The sequence below is a fragment of the Actinomycetota bacterium genome, assembly GCA_019347575.1.
In the GTDB taxonomy this organism is placed as follows: domain Bacteria; phylum Actinomycetota; class Nitriliruptoria; order Nitriliruptorales; family Nitriliruptoraceae; genus JAHWKY01.
Genome location: JAHWKY010000015.1, coordinates 1 through 19,177, shown reverse-complemented (window position 1 = coordinate 19,177; position 19,177 = coordinate 1). Strand labels below are relative to the sequence as shown.

The following is a 19,177-nucleotide window of genomic DNA, read 5'->3' as shown; positions in this document are numbered from 1 at the left end:
ATGTCATCCACCACGCGTCGATCCGTGACGGTCCTCGCCCTGGCGGCGAGCCTGGTCCTCAGCGCTTCCGCGGCGTTGGCCCACGAGGAACGCGAGAGCCAGTTCCCGCCCGGCGATGGCACCGTCCCCGAGCTGCGCGAGCACGACGAGTTCACACCTCACGTCGTGGTCTGCAAGCCCGGCAGCGCCGCGGCCGTCGCAGCGATGACGGACGCGGACGTGAAGGGGTTCAACCAGCACCTGCTCGACGACCACGGCTGCGACTTCGAGCACATCCAGGCCGCCGTCTACCACGTCCGTGACAACGGTCAGCCAGGGACCAACATCTACGTCCTGCCGGGCACGTACCGCGAGGAGCCTTCGCACGCTCCTGCCTGCACCGAGGACTACGACGGCGGCATCGTGGAGTACGACCTCATCGTGACGTGTGGCGAGGTCATCAACCTGGTCACGATCGCGGGCGACGACCCGGAGGATGCGGACCTCGCGTGCGACAACAACCTCTGTGACCTGCAGATCATGGGCACGGGGGAGCGACCCGAGGACACGGTACTGCGAGGCGGTTTCCAAGCGGACGGTGACTGGATCAAGCACAACGGGCTGAAGGCGGACCGCGCCGACGGCTTCGTGCTGAGCAACATGACGTTCGAGCTGTTCCGAGAGAACGCGGTCTACGTCCACGAGACCGACGGGTACCTGCTCGACCGGGTCGTCACCCGCTACAACGACCTCTACGGGATCCTGACGTTCACGTCCGACCACGGGGTGATGCAGAACTGCGAGGCGCACCACAACGGCGACTCCGGTCTGTACCCCGGATCGGCGGCGGATGTGAACAGCGACAGCGATCAGACCGGGCCGCTCGATCGCTGGTCGATCGAGATCCGCAACTGCAAGAGCCACCACAACGCCCTCGGCCACTCGGGCACGGCCGGCAACTCGATCTACATCCACGACAGCGAGTTCTACGCCAACCAGACCGGCATCGTCGTAGACAGCTTCGTCGGCGGGCACCCGGGGATGCCCCAGGACCACCTGTGGGTGCGCAACAACCGCATCTACGCCAACAACTCCAACTACGTGAAGGAGTTCGTCCACAGCGGCATCTGCGACCGGCCCCCGGCCGAACGCGGCTACGAGCAGGGCACGGTGTGCCCGGTCTTCCCCGTGCCCGCCGGCACCGGGGTGATGATCGCCGGTGGGAACCACGACCTCGTCGAGGACAACCTGATCTACGACAACTGGCGCACCGGCGTGATGCTGTTCTTCGTGCCCGCGATCCTGCGCGCCAGCCCCGAGGACCCCGGATCGATCCTCGAGAGCGCCAACCAGTTCGACACGTCCAACCACAACTGGTTCCGCGACAACCATCTCGCCGAGCACCCGGAAGGGTGGAAGCAGCCCAACGGGACCGACTTCTGGTGGGACGACGAGGGACTGGGCAACTGCTGGCAGGGCAACACCTCCGCCGCCGGTGACGTCACCAGCAACTCCGAGATCGGCCTGCCCGACTGCGACAGCGGCGGGTCGATGCTCCCGACGGGCACCGCGATCAAGAGCGCTGGTCTTGCGCCGTGTGCCCCCTACGACCGCGAGGACAACCCCGACCCGCCCGGTTGCGACTGGTTCGACGATCCGGTCCAGCCAGCCGGGCGCGAGGGCCCCGGGACGCAACCGGCGCCCGATCCGGACGAGGACGACGATCCCGCGCCACCGCCCGTGGACGCGGCGCCGGCTGGTCCCAGCCTGCCGACCACGGGCAGCGGCGTCGCGTTGATCGTGGGCGGGATCGCGCTGCTGGGCGCTGCCGTGCGCCTCGGCCGGAGGAACCGCTACGGGATGGTCGCGGCCGCCTGACTCACGATCCTGCGTCGGTGCGGCGATCGTCCTCGCGGTCGAGCGTGCGGTCGGGACAGCCGACGATCATCGGTGACTTGACGACGATGTCGCGATCGAACTCCACCCGCTGGTTGCCGGGCACACCGAGCATGCGGTAGCCGATGTCGATGCTGGCGTGTGGCTCGAGGTTGCGCTCGTGGAAGTACTCGCAGTTGTCGAAGGTCCCACGCACGACGATCACGCGCTCCTCGCCGGAACCGAGCGCGAACGGGGTGAAGGCGGTGCCGTGCTCCAGTTCGCCGCCGTCCAACGGGGCGCCGGGTGGGAGCACGAAGACCCCGTACGGCGACAGCAGCGTGCGCTCGCCCACGCCCGCATCGACCGACGTGACCGTGATGCCGACCGGGCCGTCGTTGCGCACGACGAACGCGTAGGCCACCTCGCCGCCGTGCTCGTACGGCAGACCGATACCGCCCCGGCCGGCGATGTCGGGGATCTCGCCCTGGAGCACCGAGTTCGCGACCGCGACCGGTGAGATGGCGTCCAGGGGAGTGGCGGACCTGAGCACGAGGACGGTGCCGGCGAGTAGCAGCAGCGTCCCGACGACCGTCAGGAGCCACGGTCCGGGCGAGCGCCCGTGCGTCCCGCCCGCATCCATCAGCCGGTCAGCTTGTCCTTGACGAGCGCCGAGATGCGTGCGCCCTCGGCGCGGTTGCCGACCTGCGCCATGACCGTCTTCATGACCTGGCCCATCTCCTTCGGGGAGGTCGCTGCGACCTCGGCGATGGCGCCGTCGACGATGCGCTTCAGCTCCTCGTCCGACAGCGGTTCGGGCAGGTAGGTCGCGTAGATCTCGGCCTCAGCTTCCTCACCGGCGGCCTGCTCCTCGCGGCCGGCGCCCCGGAACGCCTCCGCGGCCTCGCGACGCTTCTTGACCTCGCTGGCCAGGATCGCCTCGACGGAGTCGTCCTCGAGCTGGCCCTGTGGTCCCTTGCCCTGCTCGATCGCGGCGTTCTTCATCGCCGCGATGACCATCCGCAGGGCAGACACCCGACGGCTGTTGCGTGCCTTCATCGCCTCCGTGAGGTCGCTCTGGATGCGCTGCTGCAGGCTCATGACTGCTCCGTGTGTCGACTGGCGATGCTACGTGCCTCCAACGGCCAACGCCGCCCCACGAGGGGGCGGCGTTTGGCGTGGTAGCTAGCACGGTGGGTGTCAGCTGGCGAGGTCCTCGGCGGCCTCCTCGGTCGCCTCGACGATCGTCTCGGCGGACTTGCGCGTCGAGGTCGCCGCGGCCTTCAGCTGCGAGCGGGCGTTGTCGGCCTGCTTCTTGCCGGCGTCGAGAGCCGCATCAGCGGTCTTCTTGACCGACGTGAGAGCCGCCTTCACCTGGCTGCGCGTGTTGGAGGTCTGGTCGAGGACCTTCTTGACCTGCTCCTGCTCCCGCAGCTGGTCGGCGGTCTTCTTGCCTTCCTTGGCCTTCTTGTCGAACGCCTTCTCCCACTTCGTGGCGCGCTTGTCCAGCTCCTTGCTGAGCTTGCCGCGACGGGCGTCGAACTCCTGCTCGAACTTGGTCCGGAGCTCCTTGACCTTCTCGGGAGCCTGCTGACGCAGCTCCTTGGCCTTGTTCGGGGCGTCCTTGACGAGCGTCGGAAGGTTCTTGGCGAAGTCGATCGCGTCGCCGGCCAGACCGGCCGCGACGTACGCGGCGTCCTTGACGACGGTCGTGGCCTCACGCTCGTGCAGGTGCTTGAACGTGGACCGCTTAGTGGTGGACTTGCTCGTGGTCTTGTTCTTGGTGGTGGTTGCCATCGTGTTGCCTCCTCGGGGGTCGGATCCGCGGGCACGGAACGGTCGGGAGGGGAGACGGAGCGGGAGCCGGGTGAGGCTACGGGAGCCTTACGGGTCTCCGTCCCCCCGCCGGACCGCTCCGACGGGTCGTTCCGCGGGTTCATCAACAGGTGTACCCACTGCCGCTAACTATTGCAAGCACCAGGCCCTGTACGGCCGTCGATCGCGCGCTCTACGCACGGCACGTGCTCGCAATGGTGAGCGGTGCAACTGGGCCGCATCATGGCACTCCACCTGCTAGAGATGCAAATCGGACGCTCATGCGTGCTGGAGCAAGCAGGCGCAGCGCTGCTAACTACCAGCGAGCGGAAGGTTCAGCGCTCGTTCGCTGCGGCGTGGATCGCCAGGACGTCGGCGAAGACCACCTGGACCGGCCCGTGGGCGAGGGAGAAGGTCCGTTCCGCCACGTTGCGTAGCTCACGCCACCACGAAGGGTGAGCGCGTATCAGCGCACCTGGGACCAGCAGGTCCACGAACCCGCCGCCGATCGGTCCGCGCGTGAGCACCCCGGCGATGCGGAGGCCGTGCGCCACCAGATCATCGGCGGGAGCTGCGGCGAGAGCCGCGTCCCCGCAGCTGACGGTGATCGTGGAGCCACCGGGGACGGGGGGGATGCGCTTGACCCAGTCGGTGCCGAGCGCCGAGACGCGCACGAGCTTGGCGTCCTCGGGGAGCTGCGCGCGCTCCAGGGCCACGACGTCCACCGCTCCTCGTCCCCTCGCGTCCTCCCGGTGCTCCCCACCGGGGGATGGGATGATGCCGTCCCTCCCCGCGCGAGTCACGCATGCTCGACGGCTCCGGCGGGCGCCGGCCGCGATGGGTCGGGATCGCTCCTACGCTCGACCCCACACCCCGACCCGCAGGAGGCGACGTGGCGACCATCGGCGTGCTCGGAGCCAGCGGCTACACGGGGCGCCTCGTCGTCCGAGCGCTGGCAGCGCGTGGCATCGCCTTCGTCGCCGCTGGCCGCGATCGCGGCCGGGTCGAGGAGGCCGTGGCGGGGATCGCACCGGCGCCCCAGGTACGGGTCATCGACGTCCACGACCGCCCCGTCCTCGACGATCTGTGCGACGAGCTCGACGTGCTGATCACCACGGTGGGACCGTTCCAGGAGCTCGGTCGACCGGTGCTCGAAGCGGCGGTCACTCGGGGCTGCCACTACGTCGACTCCACCGGGGAGCAGGGCTTCATCCGATGGGCCTACGGGCTCGACGCCCGCGCGCGCGAGCGAGGCGTGTGTGCGTTGCCGGCCTGCGGCTACGACTACGTCCCCGGCGACCTCCTGGCGTCCATCGCGGCCGACGCTGTCGAGGTGCCCCGCGAGGTGCACGTCGCGTACGCGGTCAAGGGCGTCGGCAGTCTGCTCACCGTGGCGTCCAAGGGGACGCGGCGGACGCTCGCCTCCATGCTCGGCGAGGACGGCGTGGCGTACGTCGACGGCGAGCTCCGCCGCGAGCGGATGGCGAGCACACGGCGACTGGCGTGGTTCCCCAAGCCCGTCGGTCCGGCGCACGCGGCCAGCTTCCCCGGTGGTGAACCGTTGATGGTGCCTCGCCACCACCCCGGGGTGAGCACGGTCCGGACCTACCTGCAGCTGCCGTCCATGCTCGCCGAGGGTGCTCAGTTCCTTGCGACGGTGACGAGGTGGGACCCGGCGGCCGCCGGGCTCCGCAAGCTCATCACGCTCGGCCCCGAAGGTCCCTCGCGTGAGCGCGGGAGCGCCGTCCGTTGGGCCTGCGTCGCGGAGGTCGAAGCCGCGGACGGAACCCTCTCGCGGGCGTGGGCCAACGCGACCGACGTCTACGGGCTCACCGCGGAGTTCCTGGTCTCGGCAGCGGTCGCCCTCGGTGACGGCGGTGCGCTGACCACCGGCGTGGTCAGCCCCGCGCAGGCGCTCGACCCGGCAGCCTGGCTCGACCAGCTCGCCGACGGCACCGACCTCCGCTGGTCGGTCAAGCGCCCCGCCTGACCCCGCGCCCCGCCCCGCTTCAGGCTGTGCTACCGCTTCGCTGCTTGAGCACTCAGCTCAGGCTGTGCTACCGCTTCGCTACTTGAGCACTCAGAGGCTGGTGACGACCAGGCTCGCGTAGACCAGCGTGACGACGAGCGTGTTGAACGTCGCGTGCCACGTGGCCGCCTGCAGCACCGCATCCGCCTGGCGCCGCTCCGGGGTCCGGTCGACGAGGTAGCCGTCGCGGGGATCGATGCCCAGCGCGGTCAGCTGACCGCGTCGCGCCTCGTCGGCCGCACGACGGGCCCGCTTCGTGGGTCGGAACGAGGACAGCACGATCCAGGGCACGCCGATGCCGTCGGATCGGCGGAAGGCGCGTCGGTAGATCCGCCCGTACACGAAGCCCGCGACCGCGATGGCGAGCGAAGCGGCCAGCGGCACGAGCATGATGAGGTGGGCGAGGCCGAACACCAGGGCCGCGAGGGCCTCGCCTCCGAGGCTGGTGCGTTCCAGTCCGGCGCGGAAGACCTCCTCTTCGATGAAGGCGAGCCACGGCAGGAGCGCCGCGAGCGGGAGCAGGAACGCGCTGGACAGCCCGATGAGCACCCAGTCCGGTCCCGTGGCGGGAGCTGGACCGGCGCGCTGGGCCACTTCCTCGAGCGGGACGAAGACGGCGTTGCCGGTGAACCCCACGACGTCGCCGAGCCCGACCCGGAGCGGCGGCACCCACTCGAGGAGGGCCAGCCCGAGGGACGACACGACCGCCAGCAGCGCCACGGCCCCGAAGATCTGGGTCACCCCGATCCGTCGCCAGACGGTCAGCGTGAGTTCGCGGTGGTGCCAGGCCCCGACCCCGGCGCGGCCGAGCATGGCCACGACCCACGCGGCGACGAGGAAGCGGAGCAGATCGCTGGACACGGTCCGGAGGCTACCTCCGGACAGGGACACCCTTCCCTCCTGCGGGAGCCCGGCGGTACGGTCAGAAGGCGATCCCTCGACCAGCACCAGCAACGACGGAGGTCACCGTGACCGTGATGGAGAAGACGCGACAGCTCCGCGCACGCGCTGAGGCCAGCGGCGACACGGCCCGCGACGCCGCCGAGGCCACCAGGGACACGGTGACGGACGCGACCGGCGCAGCGGCCGAGCGGGTCCGCGATGCCGCCGGAACGACGGCAGCGGCGGTGCGTGACGTGGCGGCCACGACCGCGGAGACGGCCCGGGAGCTCGCGGAGGAGGTCCCGGGGCTGTTGGCCCGCATCGTGGCGGCCCTGACCGCGTTCGTGCAGGTGCTCGGCAGCCGCAGCCGCGAGGTGACCGGCGAACTGGAGGAGCGCGGACGCGCTCTGGCAGCGTCCGTGGAACCGCCGCGTGGGATCCGCCGCCGCCGACGGGTACGCACCGCGGCGTGGGCCGGAGGCGGCTTCGCGCTCGGCTTCGCCGCAGGCTGGCTCGTCCGCCAGCGCGCGGAGCAGCGCGACGTGACCGACGAGGAGCTCTGGACCCCTCCGAGCGAAGGGGAGCCGGGGCCCGAACCGGTACCCCGCGCACCTGACCTCATCGATGCGCGTAGCGGCAACGGCCACACCTGAGGTCACCCGCCCCGATCTCACCACCCACAACGCTGCCGTACCGGCGCGGCGGCGACGTCCCGGCTGTGTGGCAGGCTCCCGCTGTGGAGCGCCTGTTCGAGTCCGAGGAGCTCACCGGCGAGGTCGTCGGTGTGCGCTTCCGCAACCGCGACACCGGCTACGGGGTGGTCGAGCTGCAACTTGACGACGGCACCGGTGCAGCCTGTGTCGGTCCGCTGTCCGACCTCGTCCAGGGCCAGCACGTCCGCCTCGTGGGTCGATGGGTGGACCACCCGCGGCACGGCGAGACGTTCGACGCGCTCTTCTACGAGCAGGTCGCGCCGACGACCGCGGAGGGACTGCGCACCTTCCTGCAGTCCGACCGCTTCGAGGACGTCTCGGCCCGTGCCATCCAGCGTGTCCTCACCGTGTTCGGAGCCGGAGCCGGCCGCGTCATCGAGCACGAGCCCGACCGGCTCGTCTCCGAGGCCGGACTCGAGCGCGAGGAGGCTGACGCACTCCACGAACGCTGGCGAGCCGGACTCGCCTTCGCACAACTCGTGCAGCTGCTCGAACCGGCGCGGGTTCCCCACACGGTCACACGCGCCGCCCACGCGCACTTCGGAGCCACCGCTGCGGAGATCCTGCGCGCGAACCCCTACGGGCTACTCGAGGTCGAACGTGCCCGGTTCGCCCACGCCGACGCACTCGGCCAACACCTGGGCGTCGACCCTCTCGACGGGCAGCGCCTGGCCGCGGGTGCCCGAGCGGCGATGGCGGCGGCGCGCCGACGTGACGGCCACCAGTACCTCACGCGTTCACAGTGCACGCAGGAAGCCGCCACCCTGCTGAAGGTGGACGTCGTGGCCGCGGTGCGGGGGGTGGAGATCGCCGAGGCCGAGGGCGCGCTCGTCCGCGAGCGGGTCACCGCGCCAGACGGCGTCGTGGATGCCCTGTACACGCCCCGCGGCCTCGCTGCGGAGCGGGACCTCGCCGAGGACATCGCGCGACTGTCCGTCGCGCACTCGCGGTTGCGTCCGTTCGCCCCCACGGTCGAGCCCTCCGACGACCTCACGGCGGGACAAGCTCAGGCCGTCCAGCTCGTCTTCGACCACCCAGTCACGGTGCTGACGGGAGGGCCGGGCACGGGCAAGACCCGCACGATCGCCGAGGTCGTCGACGCCGCGGAAGCCGTCGGGCTGTCCGTGGCGGTGTGCGCCCCGACCGGGCGCGCCGCGAAGCGGATCGAGGAGCTCGTCGGCCATCCCGCCTCGACCGTCCATCGGCTGCTCGAGGCCCGTCCGGTGGCGGGCGGCACCGGGTTCGCCTTCCGCTACGGGCGGGGCGAGCGGCTCCCGTTCGACCTCATCGTCTGTGACGAGGTGTCGATGGCGGACACCTCGCTCGCGGCGCACCTCACCGCCGCGATCGAGGACGGCGCCCACCTGCTGTTCGTCGGGGACCCGGACCAGCTCCCTCCCGTCGGGCCAGGCGACGTGCTCCGCGATCTCCTCCGCAGCGGCATCGTGCCGCACGTCACCCTGACCGAGATCCACCGGCAGGCGGCGGAGAGCCGCATCGTCGCGCTGGCGAACGCGATCAACAACGGACAGGTCTGGGATCTCAGCGGCAGCGACGGCGACCTGTTCCACGCCGAGAGCCCACGTCGCGGCATCGTCGCCCGGGTGGTCGAGGCGATCGCGAACCGCGCGCCCGACTTCTTCGGTGTCGACGTCGAGCAGGTGCAGGTCGTCGCTCCCATCTACCGTGGGGACGCCGGGGTCGACGCGTTGAACGAAGCCCTGAAGGCGGCGCTCAACCCCGCTGCGGGGCGGCCGGACGTGGGCGGCTTCCACGAGCACGACCGCGTGATGCAGACGCGGAACGATCCCGAGCTCGACGTCAGCAACGGCGATGTGGGTCGCGTGGTGGACGTCGACGCGGGCAAGCGCGAGCTGCGGGTGCTGTTCCCGCGGGGCGAGGTGACCTACGACACCATCGCGGTCCGCGATCTGGTGCCGGCGTGGGCCGTGACGGTGCACAAGTCGCAGGGTGGCGAGTGGCCGGTCGTCGTGTTCGTCGTCGACAGCTCGCACCGCGCGATGCTGTGGCGCAACCTGGCCTACACCGCGGTGACCCGGGCCCAGCGCGCGCTGATCACGGTGGGTCAGGCAGCCGCGCTGCAGGTGGCTGCCCACCACGACGTACCCCTCAACCGACAGACGTTGCTCGCCCAACGCCTCGCCGACCTGGCAGGCTCCGCAGCGACGACCACGGAGGTGAGCGCGTGAGCGCAGGCCCGGCGGACTGGTGGGCAGAGGCTGCGGCGGCGTCGCCCGACGGACGCGTGCTCTACCTCGGCGCCGGCGAGGGGGCGCATGCCGGCCTGCTGGCGCCACATGCCGGAGAGCTCATCGCGGTCGACGAGGACCGTCGACGCATCGCGCGCTTCAAAGGTCGTGCACGCACCGAGGGGTGGACCAACATCCGCTTCGTCACCTCACCCCCCCACGCCGTGGAGCTGCGCGAGGAGTTCGGCTTGATCGTGGTGCCCGCATCGCTCATCAACGGCGTCGAGGATCCTGCGGTGCGGGGCGGCATCGTCAAGCGCGCCGCGGCCCACTGCCGCGAGGATGGCCGCGTCCTGCTGCGGCTGCTGAACCCGCACTGGCTCGCCTCGGGCATGCCGGTGTCCGAGAACGAGACCGACGTGCGACTCGAGCACCTCGAGGGTGACGCCTGGGAGCAACGGCACCGGGCTCGCCTCAGCCGCCCCAACGCCGAGGGCGACGAGCAGACCGAGATCGTCGAGGTGACCGCGCTCTACCCCCGCGAGCTGCGCGCCCTCGCGTACCAGTCGGGGCTCGACGTGGTGGCGACCTGGGGGGACGAGCCGGGGGAGTCGATGCTGGGCGTCGGTGGGGCGGCGTGGCACCTGCTCTGCGAACCGGCCAGGTGATCAGCGCGGCGTGGCGTCGACGCCGCGTCCCCAGGCCTCTCCGAAGCGGCCGAGCATCGCGAACAGCCCCCCGCCGTCGTTGTGCACGATGTGGCCGTTGAGCCAGCGCGCCTCGTCGAGGCAGAGCAGCGCCACCGCCTCCGCGGCGTCCTCTGGTGTCGCGGCGGTGCGCAGCGGGTGCGTCTCGACCTCGGCGCGGTGCAGCTCGGCGTGGAGCGGCCCGGCCATCAGCTTGATCGAGTCGGTGTCGATGTAGCCGGGGAGCACGCCGACGGTCGTCACCCCGGTCGGCCCGAGCTCGCAGGCCAGGTACTTGACCAGCGTCTCCATGCCGGCCTTCGCCGCGGCGAGCAGCCCGTGGCCAGGGATGTAGGCGACCGTGTCAGCCCCGGACACCGCCACGATCCGGCCGCTCCGCGGCTGCAGCAGCGGGAAGGCCAGCTGCACCATGAGGATGAAGTGACGCACCGAGATCGCGAAGGTCTTGTCGATCTGGTGCATCTTCAGCTCCATCAGGGGCTTGAACGCCGTCTGGGCGGCGTTCGCGATCAGCACGTCGAGCTGCCCCTCCCGCTCGGTCACGCGCGCGAACAGGTCGCGGACGCTGTCTTCCTCGAGCAGGTCGAGTGGCTCGGCTCGCGCGCCGACCGTCTCTCGGTCGCAGGCTGCGACGACCTCGGCTGCGGCTCGCTGCTCCTTGCGGTAGGTGACGATCACCCGGGCGCCCCACCCCGCGAGCCTGCGCGCGGTCGCGGCACCGAGGCCGCGGGAGCCCCCGGTCACGAGGGCGGTGCGCCCCTCCAGCGGTCGGTACGCCTCGGCCATCGCCACCTCCTCAGGGCGAAGCCTATGAGGGTGATGTGCCACGGCCGGGCACCCGCCTCCCGAGACCGGCGGCACCCCGCCCCTCGCACGGGTGGCTTCAGGCCGGTCGTCCTGGGGTCGATGTAGCATGCCAGGGCTGGCGAGGAGGTCGGCGATGCCGCAGCGCCGCGAGGGTCACGCGCTCGCCCCGCGGCGCCCCGCGCGCTTCCGTCCCGCCACGTTCCCCGTCCCGACCGGTCCGCAGCTCGTCGCCGCGCTCGCCCGCGAGCACGCCCGGGCGCCCTTCACGCCCCGCGACGTGCGCGACGCCGCTCGGCGCGTCGCCCACGTCGCGTCCCGTCTCGAGCTCGAGGCGACCGTCATCCGTGGTGGCCTCGACGTCGGTGGCGCCGAGCTCGACCACGTCTGGGTCGCGATCAACCACCGCGTCGTCGACGTCGTGTTCCCCCTCCACAGCGACACCTTCGTGGCCGAGCTGCGCGCCTACATCGCCGGCGATCTCGAGGACGACGACCTCGATCGGCTGGCCCACGCGTACGCGATGGACTGGCGCGTGATCGGTGACTTCCCCGACCGGCTGCGCTACTTCGGCCTGCCCGTCTGGTCCGACCGCTCCTGATATCCGCGACGCCGCATCCGGCCCTTTGGCGACGCCGCTCCGCGTCGTCGATCCACGCCCCGCTGCGCCCCCGCGGCCGAGAGCGCGGTCTCGGCCGCTCGCGAGGTAGGAGGACCCGCACGGAGACTCCACTAGCCTCGCGTCGTCACCGCATGAGAGGGACACACCCTTGGGAGAGACAGTCACCTTCGCGACGGACAACGGCGATGTGGAGGGCTACCTCGCGGTCCCCGAGACGGGATCGGGTCCCGGCCTCATCGTGATCCAGGAGTGGTGGGGTCTCGTGCCGCACATCCGCGATCTCGCTGACCGCTTCGCCGCGGCGGGGTTCGTGGCGCTCGCCCCGGACCTGTTCCACGGGGACACTACGACCGAGCCGGACGAGGCCGGCCGGATGATGCAGGAGCTCGAGGTCACCGTCGCGGCGCGGGACCTGCGCGGCGCGATCGACTTCCTGCTCGCCCGCGACGAGGTCACCGGCGCGAAGGTCGGCGTCACCGGCTTCTGCATGGGCGGGGCGCTCGCGTTGGTCACCGCGAACACCGCCCCGGCCAGCATCGGGGCGTCGGTGCCCTTCTACGGGGTGTTCTGGTACGGCGAACCCGACCTCAGCAACGTCAGCTGCCCCGTCCTGATGCACATCGGCACGGCCGACGACTTCATCCCGGTGTCGAAGGTCGAGGAGCTCGCCGGGCTGATCCGCGCCAACGACGTCCCGGTCGAGGTCGAGACCTACGAGGGCGCCGGCCACGCGTTCATGAACGACACGCGCCCCGAGGCGCACCACCCGGAGGCGGCCGCCCAGGCGTGGCAGCGCACCGTCGACTTCCTGCGCGAGCACCTGGGCTGAACCTCAGCGTGTGCATCGGGACCCGGTAGCCGGGTCGATCTGCACCCGCTCGCCCCGCGTCAACCTCAGCGTGTGCATCGGGACCCGGTAGCCGGGTCGATCTGCACCCGCTCGCCCCGCTCGGGGGCGGCCTGGCCTTCAAGGGCGGGGATCGGCCGATGCGGAGGTGATCGTCGGCTCCCAGGTCGGCAGCACGAGCAGCAGGGTGCGGGGCGACACGCCCCGCTGGAGCAGCCGTCGGACCACGTCCGACCGGTGCGCCACAGGGGAGCGCTCGGCGGTGTTGTCGCTCATGTCCACCTCGTCCATGTCCACGCTGCCGTTGCCTCCGCGGTGGGCGCGCCGCGAGCGCGGGTCTCCGGGGGCCCCCGTCGCTGTTGGTTTCGGCTCACGCAGCGCGTTCCTTGACGTTCGGTTCGTGACTCTCCGCGTTGGCCGGTCGCGGTGCGTCACCTGGCGGTCGGTCGCTCGTTGGATGGGATGCACCGCCCACGCGAGACGATCCGGAGGACCGACGTGGAGCACCGCCACCCCCGCCTGACCTCGGTGATGGGAGTCGCCCGCGCCCTCGTGTCCACCGTGGGCGCCGAAGATGCGGTGAACGTCCTCGTGCTCGAGTTCGGCTGGGACGTGACCTTCCAGGCCCTCGCGCTGCTGCGGGGCGAGGACGCCGAGGCGGCGTTCGGCATCGCCTGGCAGCGTCTGCTCACCGAGCCCTTCGACCACGAGCTGCGGGGCATGCCGGGGCGCCCCGACGCGTGACGACCGCTGCGGCGGGGTGCCCTCGCGGCGCCCCGTCCGCAGTCCAACCCCGCTCTCCCCCGTGCGAACGCCACTACTCTCGCTGGTATGACGTTCTTCGACGGCTACGACGGAGCCGGCTTCTTCGACGAGATGTTCGATGACGGCAGCCAGGTGCGCGGCCACTACCGCGACCTCGCATCGCGCATCCGGGAGCTGAACCCCGACGAACTGGCGCAGCGCGAACGTCTCCGCGACACGATCTTCCGCACGCAGGGCATCACGTTCACGGTGTACGGCGACGACGAGGGCGTTGAGCGCACCTTCCCGATGGACCTGTGTCCGCGGATAATCCCGGCCGACGAGTGGGAACTGCTCGAGCGTGGACTGATCCAGCGCGTCACGGCGCTCAACCGCTTCCTCGAGGATCTGTACGCGGGGGAGCGGGCGGCGGTGCGGGACGGCGTCGTGCCGCGCTGGCTGATCGGGTCGTCAGACGGGTTCTGTCGGGAGGCGTTCGGCATCCAGGTGCCGCACGGGGCGCGCTGTGTCGTCGCGGGTATCGATCTCGTGCGTGACGGCGACGGCACGTACCGGGTGCTGGAGGACAACCTCCGCAACCCCAGCGGCATCTCCTACGTCCTCGAGAACCGCGCCGCCATGACCCGGGTGCTGCCGGTCGTGTTCCGCCGGTACCGCATCCGACCGGTCGACCACTACGGGATGCTGCTGTTCCGGGCGCTGCGCTCGATCGCCCCGCCCGCCGCTGGCGAGGACCCCACGGTGGTGGTACTGACCCCAGGGGTGCACAACTCGGCCTACTTCGAGCACGTGTTCCTGGCCCGCCAGATGGGCGTCGAGCTGGTGGAGGGCCCGGACCTCGTGGTGGACGAACACGTCGTGTACATGCGCACGACGCGGGGACTGCAGCGGGTCGACGTGATCTACCGGCGCATCGATGATGACTTCCTCGACCCCGTGGTGCTCCGCCCCGACTCGGCCCTCGGTGTCCCGGGCCTGCTGTCGGCGATGCGTTCGGGCAACGTGACCATCGCGAACGCGCTCGGCAACGGCGTCGCGGACGACAAGGCGGTGTACCCGTTCGTACCCGACCTGGTGCGCTACTACCTCGACGAGGAGCCGATCCTGCCCAACGTCGAGACCTACCTGCTCTGGGACGACGATCAGCGGGCGGAGGTCCTGGCTCGACTGCCGGAGCTCGTCGTGAAACCGGTGGGCGAGTCCGGTGGGTACGGGATGCTGATCGGCCCGGAGGCCAGCGACGACGAGATCGCCACGTTCCGTCAGCGCGTCGAGGACGACCCCCGCGGCTACATCGCCCAGGAGGTCGTGAGCCTCTCGCGCCACCCGACGCTGGTCGGGGACCGGTTCGCGGGGCGACACGTGGATCTGCGCCCCTTCGTGATCTCGGGCGAGACGACCGAGGCGATCCCGGGTGGGCTCACCCGGGTGGCCCTCCGGGAGGGCTCGCTCGTGGTCAACTCCTCCCAAGGGGGCGGTTCGAAGGACACGTGGGTCCTCGAGCCCGGACTCTGAGGAGCTGACGAGTGCTGGCACGACTGGCGGAGAACCTGTTCTGGTCGGGGCGCTACGTGGAGCGCGCCGAGGACACCGCACGGATGGTCGATGTCACCTACCACGGCCTGCTCGAGTCGCCTCCCTCCGAGGTGGCCGCCGCGTGGGCCCAGCTGCTCGACGTGCTCCACCTCCGGGCGGCCTACCGCGACCACTACGGCGAGGTCGAGGCGACCGATGTGATCCGGTTCCTCGTCCTCGACGACACCAACCCGGGCTCGATGCTCGCCGCCATCGGCCGTGCACGGGAGAACGGCCGGAGCGTCCGCGAGCTGGTCTCGTTGGAGCTGTGGGAGGCGGTGAACGGCCTCTACCTCGACCTGCGCGCACGCGACCTCGAGGTCGAGATCAGCGAGCGCCCCTACGAGCTGTTCTCGTTCGTCAAGCGCCGCTGCCAGATGATCGTGGGCGTCGCGACCGAGACGATGCCGCGCGACGACGGCTGGCGTTTCCTGACCCTGGGTCGGATGCTCGAACGTGCCGAGATGACCTGCCGGCTGCTCAACGTGCGCTTCCAGCAGCTGGCGTCGGCGGCCCCGATGGAGTTCCACCACTGGGTCGCCGTGTTGAAGTCCGCGAGCGGTGTCGAGGCGTTCCGCAAGGGGTACCGCGCCTCGATGCAGCCGGCTGACGTCGTCGAGTTCCTGCTCCTGTCGCCCGATTTCCCCCGGTCGGTGCTGTTCGCCGTGCAGGCAGCCGAGCACCAACTGGTGCGGCTGAGCGACGAGGGAGGCGTCGGGACGCGGGCCCGCCGGCTGGTCGGCCGGCTGCGCGCTTCGCTGGAGTACACCAGCGTCGACGAGCTCATGGGCGAAGGCCTGCACGGGTTCCTCGACGAGGTACAGGCAGGCACGTCGACGTTGGCCGATGCGGTGGCCTCCGAGTACTTCCAGCACCGACAGGCTGGCGGCTTCCACATCGTCGCGACGAGCTGAGGGCGACCGTGCGCTTCGACATCCGCTACCGCACCGTCTTCGACTACGCCGGCGAGGTCGTCGAGTCGCAGAACGAGCTACGTGCGTGTCCGACATCGGACGAACGCCAACAGGTCCTGCACTACGACGTCACGACGTCACCGTCCTCGCGGACCTTCTCCTACGTCGACTACTGGGGCACGCGCGTCGACGCGTTCGGGATCCGCCTGCCTCACCGTCACCTCGAGGTGGTCGCCACCGCGACCGTCGAGACGTCGCGGGGACGGCCAGTGGCCGCGTCGCCGAGGTTCGCCGAACTCACCGAGGCGGACTTCCGCGACGAGCACCTGGAGTACCTCGAGCCCTCCCCGCATGTCGAGTGGAACGACGTGGTGGCGACGGAGGCACGGGAACGCGCCGAGGTCGCCGGTGACGACGTCGTGGGGGCGGCGCTGGCGCTGCACCGCGCGGTCGGGACCAGCTTCGAGTACCGCGCCGGCGCCACCTACGTCGGCGTGCCGGTGGCCGAGGTGCTGGCCGCTCGCGTGGGCGTGTGCCAGGACTTCGCTCACGTCGTCATCGGCATGGCCAGGAGCCTGGGCATCCCCGCACGCTACGTATCGGGCTACCTGTTCGCCGTCAGCGAGCGCAACGGCACCGACCCCGACGTCGACGAGGTCGACGTCAAGACGCACGCCTGGGTCGAGGTCGCCATCCCCGGCTTCGGCTGGTGGGGCCTGGACCCCACGAACCGACAGGAGGTCGGTCTGCGGCACGTGAAGATCGGCCACGGCCGCGACTACGACGACGTCGCCCCGATGCGGGGGTTGTACACCGGGCCGACCGACCACGATCTGCACGTGTCGGTCCACATACGACGGAGTGCACAGCAGCAACAACAGCAGCAGTGAGAGCAGCGCATCTAGAGTGCTCACACCTGGGAAGACACGGAGGCACGGGTTGGCCCGCATCCTCGTCTGTGACGACGAGCCCGGCATCCGGTCCCTGCTGGGCATGCTGCTGGGCTTCGATCACGACGTGACCGAGGTCGGTGATGGCCAAGCGGCCCTCGACGAGTTGCGGGGTGGGCAGCCCTACGACCTCGTGGTCCTCGACGTGATGATGCCCCGGCTCGACGGCTTGTCGACCCTCAAGGAGATCCGCGGCGACCCGGACCTGTCGGCGCTCAAGGTGATCATGCTCTCCGCTCGCTCCACCAGCGACGACCGCGCCGCGGGTATCGCGGCCGGTGCCGACGCGTACGTCGGCAAGCCGTTCGAGCCCGAGGACCTCCAGACGGTCCTCGACGACATCCTCGGCACCTGAAACCGGCATGGCGGAGGCCCCGGGCGAACCCGGGGCCTCCCGTCACGGCGTACCGCTGGTGTCTCGTCTCGTCGGCCTGGCGGGCCGCAACGGGCCGGTTCGGCCGGGGGAGACGGGGCTCCCGGGCGGCGAACGCGCGAGCGCGCGCCATCCTCCTTCGGGTGCCTCCGCGGGGCTCACGCACCCCGGACGGCGTGACGTCACCGACCTTACGCCGGGGTGGGGGAGCGGTCCACCGTCCGCGCGGAACCGGGGTTTGCGGTGCGCCCCGCGCACTCGTACTATCGCAACCACGAGGTTCAGGAAGTACGGAACGCGCTCCCAGCGCTCCAGAACCGCACCGAGAGGCCGTCTCTGACGATGTCCATTACACGCGATCAAGCCGCCCGCGACGAAGCGGTCTCCCTCGTCTCGCTGCTCGGTGAGGCGCGGGCGACCATCGTCGAGCTGCTGCGTGGCCACGGCAACCGCACCGCGCCCGAACTGGCTGAGGACCTCGCGATCAGCGACGTGGCCGTCCGCAAGCACCTCGCGGTGCTCGAGTCCGACGGCTTCGTCGCCTCCGAGACGGTCAAGCAGCCGGTCGGCCGTCCCGTCGCCACCTACCACCTGACCGAGCGCGCCCGAGCGCTGTACCCGCACCGCTACGCGAGCATGGCCAGCGAGCTGCTGGACTACCTCGTCGAGCGGCACGGGCGGGGCGAGCTGCGCGCGTACCTCAACTGGCGCATGCAGCGGGAGGCGTCCGACTACGACGAGTTGATCGACGCCGAGGCCGACATCGAGCGGCGCCTCCAGGACCTCGCTGACGCGCTCAGCGTCGACGGTTACTTCGCCAGCGTCGAGGCCGACGGCGACAGCTTCCGGTTGACCCAGGAGCACTGCGCGATCTACGACGTGGCCGAGTACCACCCCGAGATGTGCGCCTACGAGGCCGCGATGTTCAAGCGCGTCCTGGGCGACGACGTGACCTTGAGCCGGCGCGAGACGCTGGCCTCCGGGGCGCACGCATGCGTGTGCACCGTCACGCCGAAGGACGTCCCCACCGACGCGAACCAGCTTCCGATCATCCGATCCGATGGAGGGTCCCAGTGACCGACCAGATCATCACTCCGGGCACCATGACGCCCGCCGAGGACCAGCAGCGACGCGTTGCGGCGGACCTCGACGAGTACAAGTTCGGGTGGCACGACCCCGACAACTACGTCTTCGAGCCCAAGCGCGGGCTCTCACGCGAGGTCGTCGAGGAGATCAGCTTCCTCAAGAGCGAGCCCGAGTGGATGCGCAAGCTGCGTCTGCGCGCCTACGAGGCGTTCGAGCGCCGCCCGATGCCGAACTGGGGCAGCGACCTGTCGGGGATCCACTTCGACGACATCTACTACTTCGTCCGCGCCACCGAGAAGCAGGCCGCGACCTGGGACGAACTGCCCGCCGACATCAAGAACACCTACGACAAGCTCGGCATCCCCGAAGCCGAGAAGCAGCGTCTCATCGCCGGCGTAGCGGCTCAGTACGAGAGCGAGGTCGTGTACCACAAGATCCGCGAGGACCTCGAGGAGAAGGGCGTGCTGTTCCTCGACACGGACACGGCACTCCGTGAGCACGAGGACCTGTTCCGCGAGCACTTCACCAAGGTCATCCCGGCCAATGACAACAAGTTCGCCGCGTTGAACACGGCGGTGTGGTCCGGCGGCTCGTTCATCTGGGTGCCCGAGGGCGTCAAGGTGGACATCCCGCTCCAGGCCTACTTCCGCATCAACAAGGAGAACATGGGCCAGTTCGAGCGGACCCTGATCATCGCCGAGCCAGGTAGCTACATCCACTACGTCGAGGGATGCACCGCGCCCATCTACAGCTCGGACTCGCTGCACTCCGCGGTGGTCGAGATCATCGCCAAGCCCGGGTCGCGGGTGCGGTACACGACCATCCAGAACTGGTCGACCAACGTCTACAACCTGGTCACCAAGCGCGCCGCGGCCTACGAGGACGCGACGATGGAGTGGATCGACGGCAACATCGGCTCCAAGGTCACGATGAAGTACCCGTCGGTGTGGCTGATGGGGCGGGGCGCCAAGGGTGAGGTGCTGTCGGTGGCGTACGCCAAGGACGGTCAGCACCAGGACGCCGGCGCCAAG

At 70.4% G+C, this 19,177-nt stretch carries 21 protein-coding genes; 14 read left to right on the top strand and 7 right to left on the bottom strand.

The annotated features are described in order from the left end of the window. The gene (locus tag KY469_11730; protein ID MBW3663761.1) at positions 1-1,857 is read left to right on the top strand and encodes a right-handed parallel beta-helix repeat-containing protein; all 1,857 of its coding nucleotides are present in this window, start codon (positions 1-3) and stop codon (positions 1,855-1,857) included. Position 1,858: 1 nt separating this feature from the next. Here KY469_11730 and KY469_11725 read toward each other — a convergent pair whose 3' ends face one another. The 4 genes from KY469_11725 to KY469_11710 all read right to left on the bottom strand — a co-directional run bounded on the left by KY469_11725 (position 1,859) and on the right by KY469_11710 (position 4,394). Then, complete coding sequence (locus KY469_11725; GenBank protein MBW3663760.1) at positions 1,859-2,497, bottom strand: hypothetical protein; 639 nt, start codon at positions 2,495-2,497, stop codon at positions 1,859-1,861. Next, entirely contained in the window at positions 2,497-2,955 is a 459-nt protein-coding gene (locus KY469_11720) for a GatB/YqeY domain-containing protein (GenBank protein ID MBW3663759.1), read from the bottom strand. The genes KY469_11725 and KY469_11720 overlap by 1 nt, the downstream gene beginning before the upstream one ends. 99 nt (positions 2,956-3,054) lie before the next feature. Continuing rightward, entirely contained in the window at positions 3,055-3,651 is a 597-nt protein-coding gene (locus KY469_11715) for a hypothetical protein (GenBank protein MBW3663758.1), read from the bottom strand. A gap of 353 nt (positions 3,652-4,004) precedes the next feature. Next, positions 4,005-4,394, bottom strand: a complete 390-nt coding sequence (locus KY469_11710) for a hypothetical protein (protein ID MBW3663757.1) — start codon at positions 4,392-4,394, stop codon at positions 4,005-4,007. 167 nt (positions 4,395-4,561) lie between these two features. Here KY469_11710 and KY469_11705 point away from each other — a divergent pair, with 167 nt between their 5' ends. Further along, positions 4,562-5,659: a saccharopine dehydrogenase NADP-binding domain-containing protein gene (locus KY469_11705; protein MBW3663756.1), complete on the top strand. Its 1,098-nt coding sequence runs from the start codon at positions 4,562-4,564 to the stop codon at positions 5,657-5,659. Between the two features lie 90 nt (positions 5,660-5,749). On the opposite strand, the gene KY469_11700 is transcribed toward KY469_11705, so the two are convergent. Further along, complete coding sequence (locus KY469_11700; GenBank protein MBW3663755.1) at positions 5,750-6,589, bottom strand: hypothetical protein; 840 nt, start codon at positions 6,587-6,589, stop codon at positions 5,750-5,752. Between the two features lie 77 nt (positions 6,590-6,666). Between KY469_11700 and KY469_11695 the strand changes: the two genes are divergently transcribed. The 3 genes from KY469_11695 (at position 6,667) to KY469_11685 (ending at position 10,171) form a co-directional block, all read left to right on the top strand. Continuing rightward, entirely contained in the window at positions 6,667-7,233 is a 567-nt protein-coding gene (locus KY469_11695) for a hypothetical protein (GenBank protein MBW3663754.1), read from the top strand. Positions 7,234-7,316: 83 nt separating this feature from the next. Next, entirely contained in the window at positions 7,317-9,503 is a 2,187-nt protein-coding gene (locus KY469_11690) for an AAA family ATPase (protein ID MBW3663753.1), read from the top strand. After that, on the top strand, positions 9,500-10,171 hold the full coding sequence (locus tag KY469_11685; protein MBW3663752.1) for a class I SAM-dependent methyltransferase: 672 nt from the start codon (positions 9,500-9,502) through the stop codon (positions 10,169-10,171). The genes KY469_11690 and KY469_11685 overlap by 4 nt, the downstream gene beginning before the upstream one ends. Here the strand turns inward: KY469_11685 and KY469_11680 are convergent, their stop codons facing one another. After that, positions 10,172-10,996 carry an SDR family oxidoreductase gene (locus tag KY469_11680; protein MBW3663751.1) on the bottom strand — a complete coding sequence of 275 codons (825 nt, stop codon included), beginning with the start codon at positions 10,994-10,996 and terminating at the stop codon, positions 10,172-10,174. Positions 10,997-11,150: 154 nt separating this feature from the next. On the opposite strand from KY469_11680, the gene KY469_11675 reads away from it, so the two are divergent. Both KY469_11675 and KY469_11670 read left to right on the top strand, forming a co-directional pair. Next, entirely contained in the window at positions 11,151-11,615 is a 465-nt protein-coding gene (locus tag KY469_11675) for a hypothetical protein (GenBank protein MBW3663750.1), read from the top strand. Positions 11,616-11,784: 169 nt separating this feature from the next. Beyond that, positions 11,785-12,465, top strand: a complete 681-nt coding sequence (locus KY469_11670) for a dienelactone hydrolase family protein (GenBank protein MBW3663749.1) — start codon at positions 11,785-11,787, stop codon at positions 12,463-12,465. 138 nt (positions 12,466-12,603) lie between these two features. Here KY469_11670 and KY469_11665 read toward each other — a convergent pair whose 3' ends face one another. Further along, on the bottom strand, positions 12,604-12,759 hold the full coding sequence (locus KY469_11665; protein MBW3663748.1) for a hypothetical protein: 156 nt from the start codon (positions 12,757-12,759) through the stop codon (positions 12,604-12,606). Positions 12,760-12,981: 222 nt separating this feature from the next. Here KY469_11665 and KY469_11660 point away from each other — a divergent pair, with 222 nt between their 5' ends. The 7 genes from KY469_11660 to sufB form a co-directional block, all read left to right on the top strand. Continuing rightward, on the top strand, positions 12,982-13,227 hold the full coding sequence (locus KY469_11660; protein MBW3663747.1) for a hypothetical protein: 246 nt from the start codon (positions 12,982-12,984) through the stop codon (positions 13,225-13,227). 87 nt (positions 13,228-13,314) lie between these two features. Next, positions 13,315-14,763, top strand: a complete 1,449-nt coding sequence (locus tag KY469_11655) for a circularly permuted type 2 ATP-grasp protein (GenBank protein ID MBW3663746.1) — start codon at positions 13,315-13,317, stop codon at positions 14,761-14,763. 11 nt (positions 14,764-14,774) lie between these two features. Then, positions 14,775-15,737, top strand: coding sequence for an alpha-E domain-containing protein (locus KY469_11650; GenBank protein ID MBW3663745.1), 963 nt, complete (start codon positions 14,775-14,777; stop codon positions 15,735-15,737). 8 nt (positions 15,738-15,745) lie between these two features. Next, on the top strand, positions 15,746-16,627 hold the full coding sequence (locus KY469_11645; protein ID MBW3663744.1) for a transglutaminase family protein: 882 nt from the start codon (positions 15,746-15,748) through the stop codon (positions 16,625-16,627). A 49-nt stretch (positions 16,628-16,676) separates the two neighbouring features. Then, a complete protein-coding gene (locus KY469_11640) occupies positions 16,677-17,042 on the top strand; it encodes a response regulator (GenBank protein MBW3663743.1) in 366 nt (121 codons plus the stop codon). A 360-nt stretch (positions 17,043-17,402) separates the two neighbouring features. Continuing rightward, the gene (locus KY469_11635; protein MBW3663742.1) at positions 17,403-18,137 is read left to right on the top strand and encodes a helix-turn-helix domain-containing protein; all 735 of its coding nucleotides are present in this window, start codon (positions 17,403-17,405) and stop codon (positions 18,135-18,137) included. Positions 18,138-18,163: 26 nt separating this feature from the next. Further along, a partial coding sequence (gene sufB, locus KY469_11630) for a Fe-S cluster assembly protein SufB (protein ID MBW3663741.1) occupies positions 18,164-19,177 on the top strand: 1,014 nt, incomplete at its 3' end.

Bases quoted from the DNA above. Each gene is read 5' to 3' on its own strand.
- KY469_11725 (MBW3663760.1), bottom strand. From the start codon at position 2,497: ATGGATGCGGGCGGGACGCACGGGCGCTCGCCCGGACCGTGGCTCCTG.
- KY469_11720 (MBW3663759.1), bottom strand. From the start codon at position 2,955: ATGAGCCTGCAGCAGCGCATCCAGAGCGACCTCACGGAGGCGATGAAG.
- KY469_11680 (MBW3663751.1), bottom strand. From the start codon at position 10,996: ATGGCCGAGGCGTACCGACCGCTGGAGGGGCGCACCGCCCTCGTGACC.
- KY469_11635 (MBW3663742.1), top strand. From the start codon at position 17,403: ATGTCCATTACACGCGATCAAGCCGCCCGCGACGAAGCGGTCTCCCTC.
- KY469_11675 (MBW3663750.1), top strand. From the start codon at position 11,151: ATGCCGCAGCGCCGCGAGGGTCACGCGCTCGCCCCGCGGCGCCCCGCG.
- KY469_11665 (MBW3663748.1), bottom strand. From the start codon at position 12,759: ATGAGCGACAACACCGCCGAGCGCTCCCCTGTGGCGCACCGGTCGGAC.
- KY469_11730 (MBW3663761.1), top strand. From the start codon at position 1: ATGTCATCCACCACGCGTCGATCCGTGACGGTCCTCGCCCTGGCGGCG.
- KY469_11715 (MBW3663758.1), bottom strand. From the start codon at position 3,651: ATGGCAACCACCACCAAGAACAAGACCACGAGCAAGTCCACCACTAAG.
- KY469_11655 (MBW3663746.1), top strand. From the start codon at position 13,315: ATGACGTTCTTCGACGGCTACGACGGAGCCGGCTTCTTCGACGAGATG.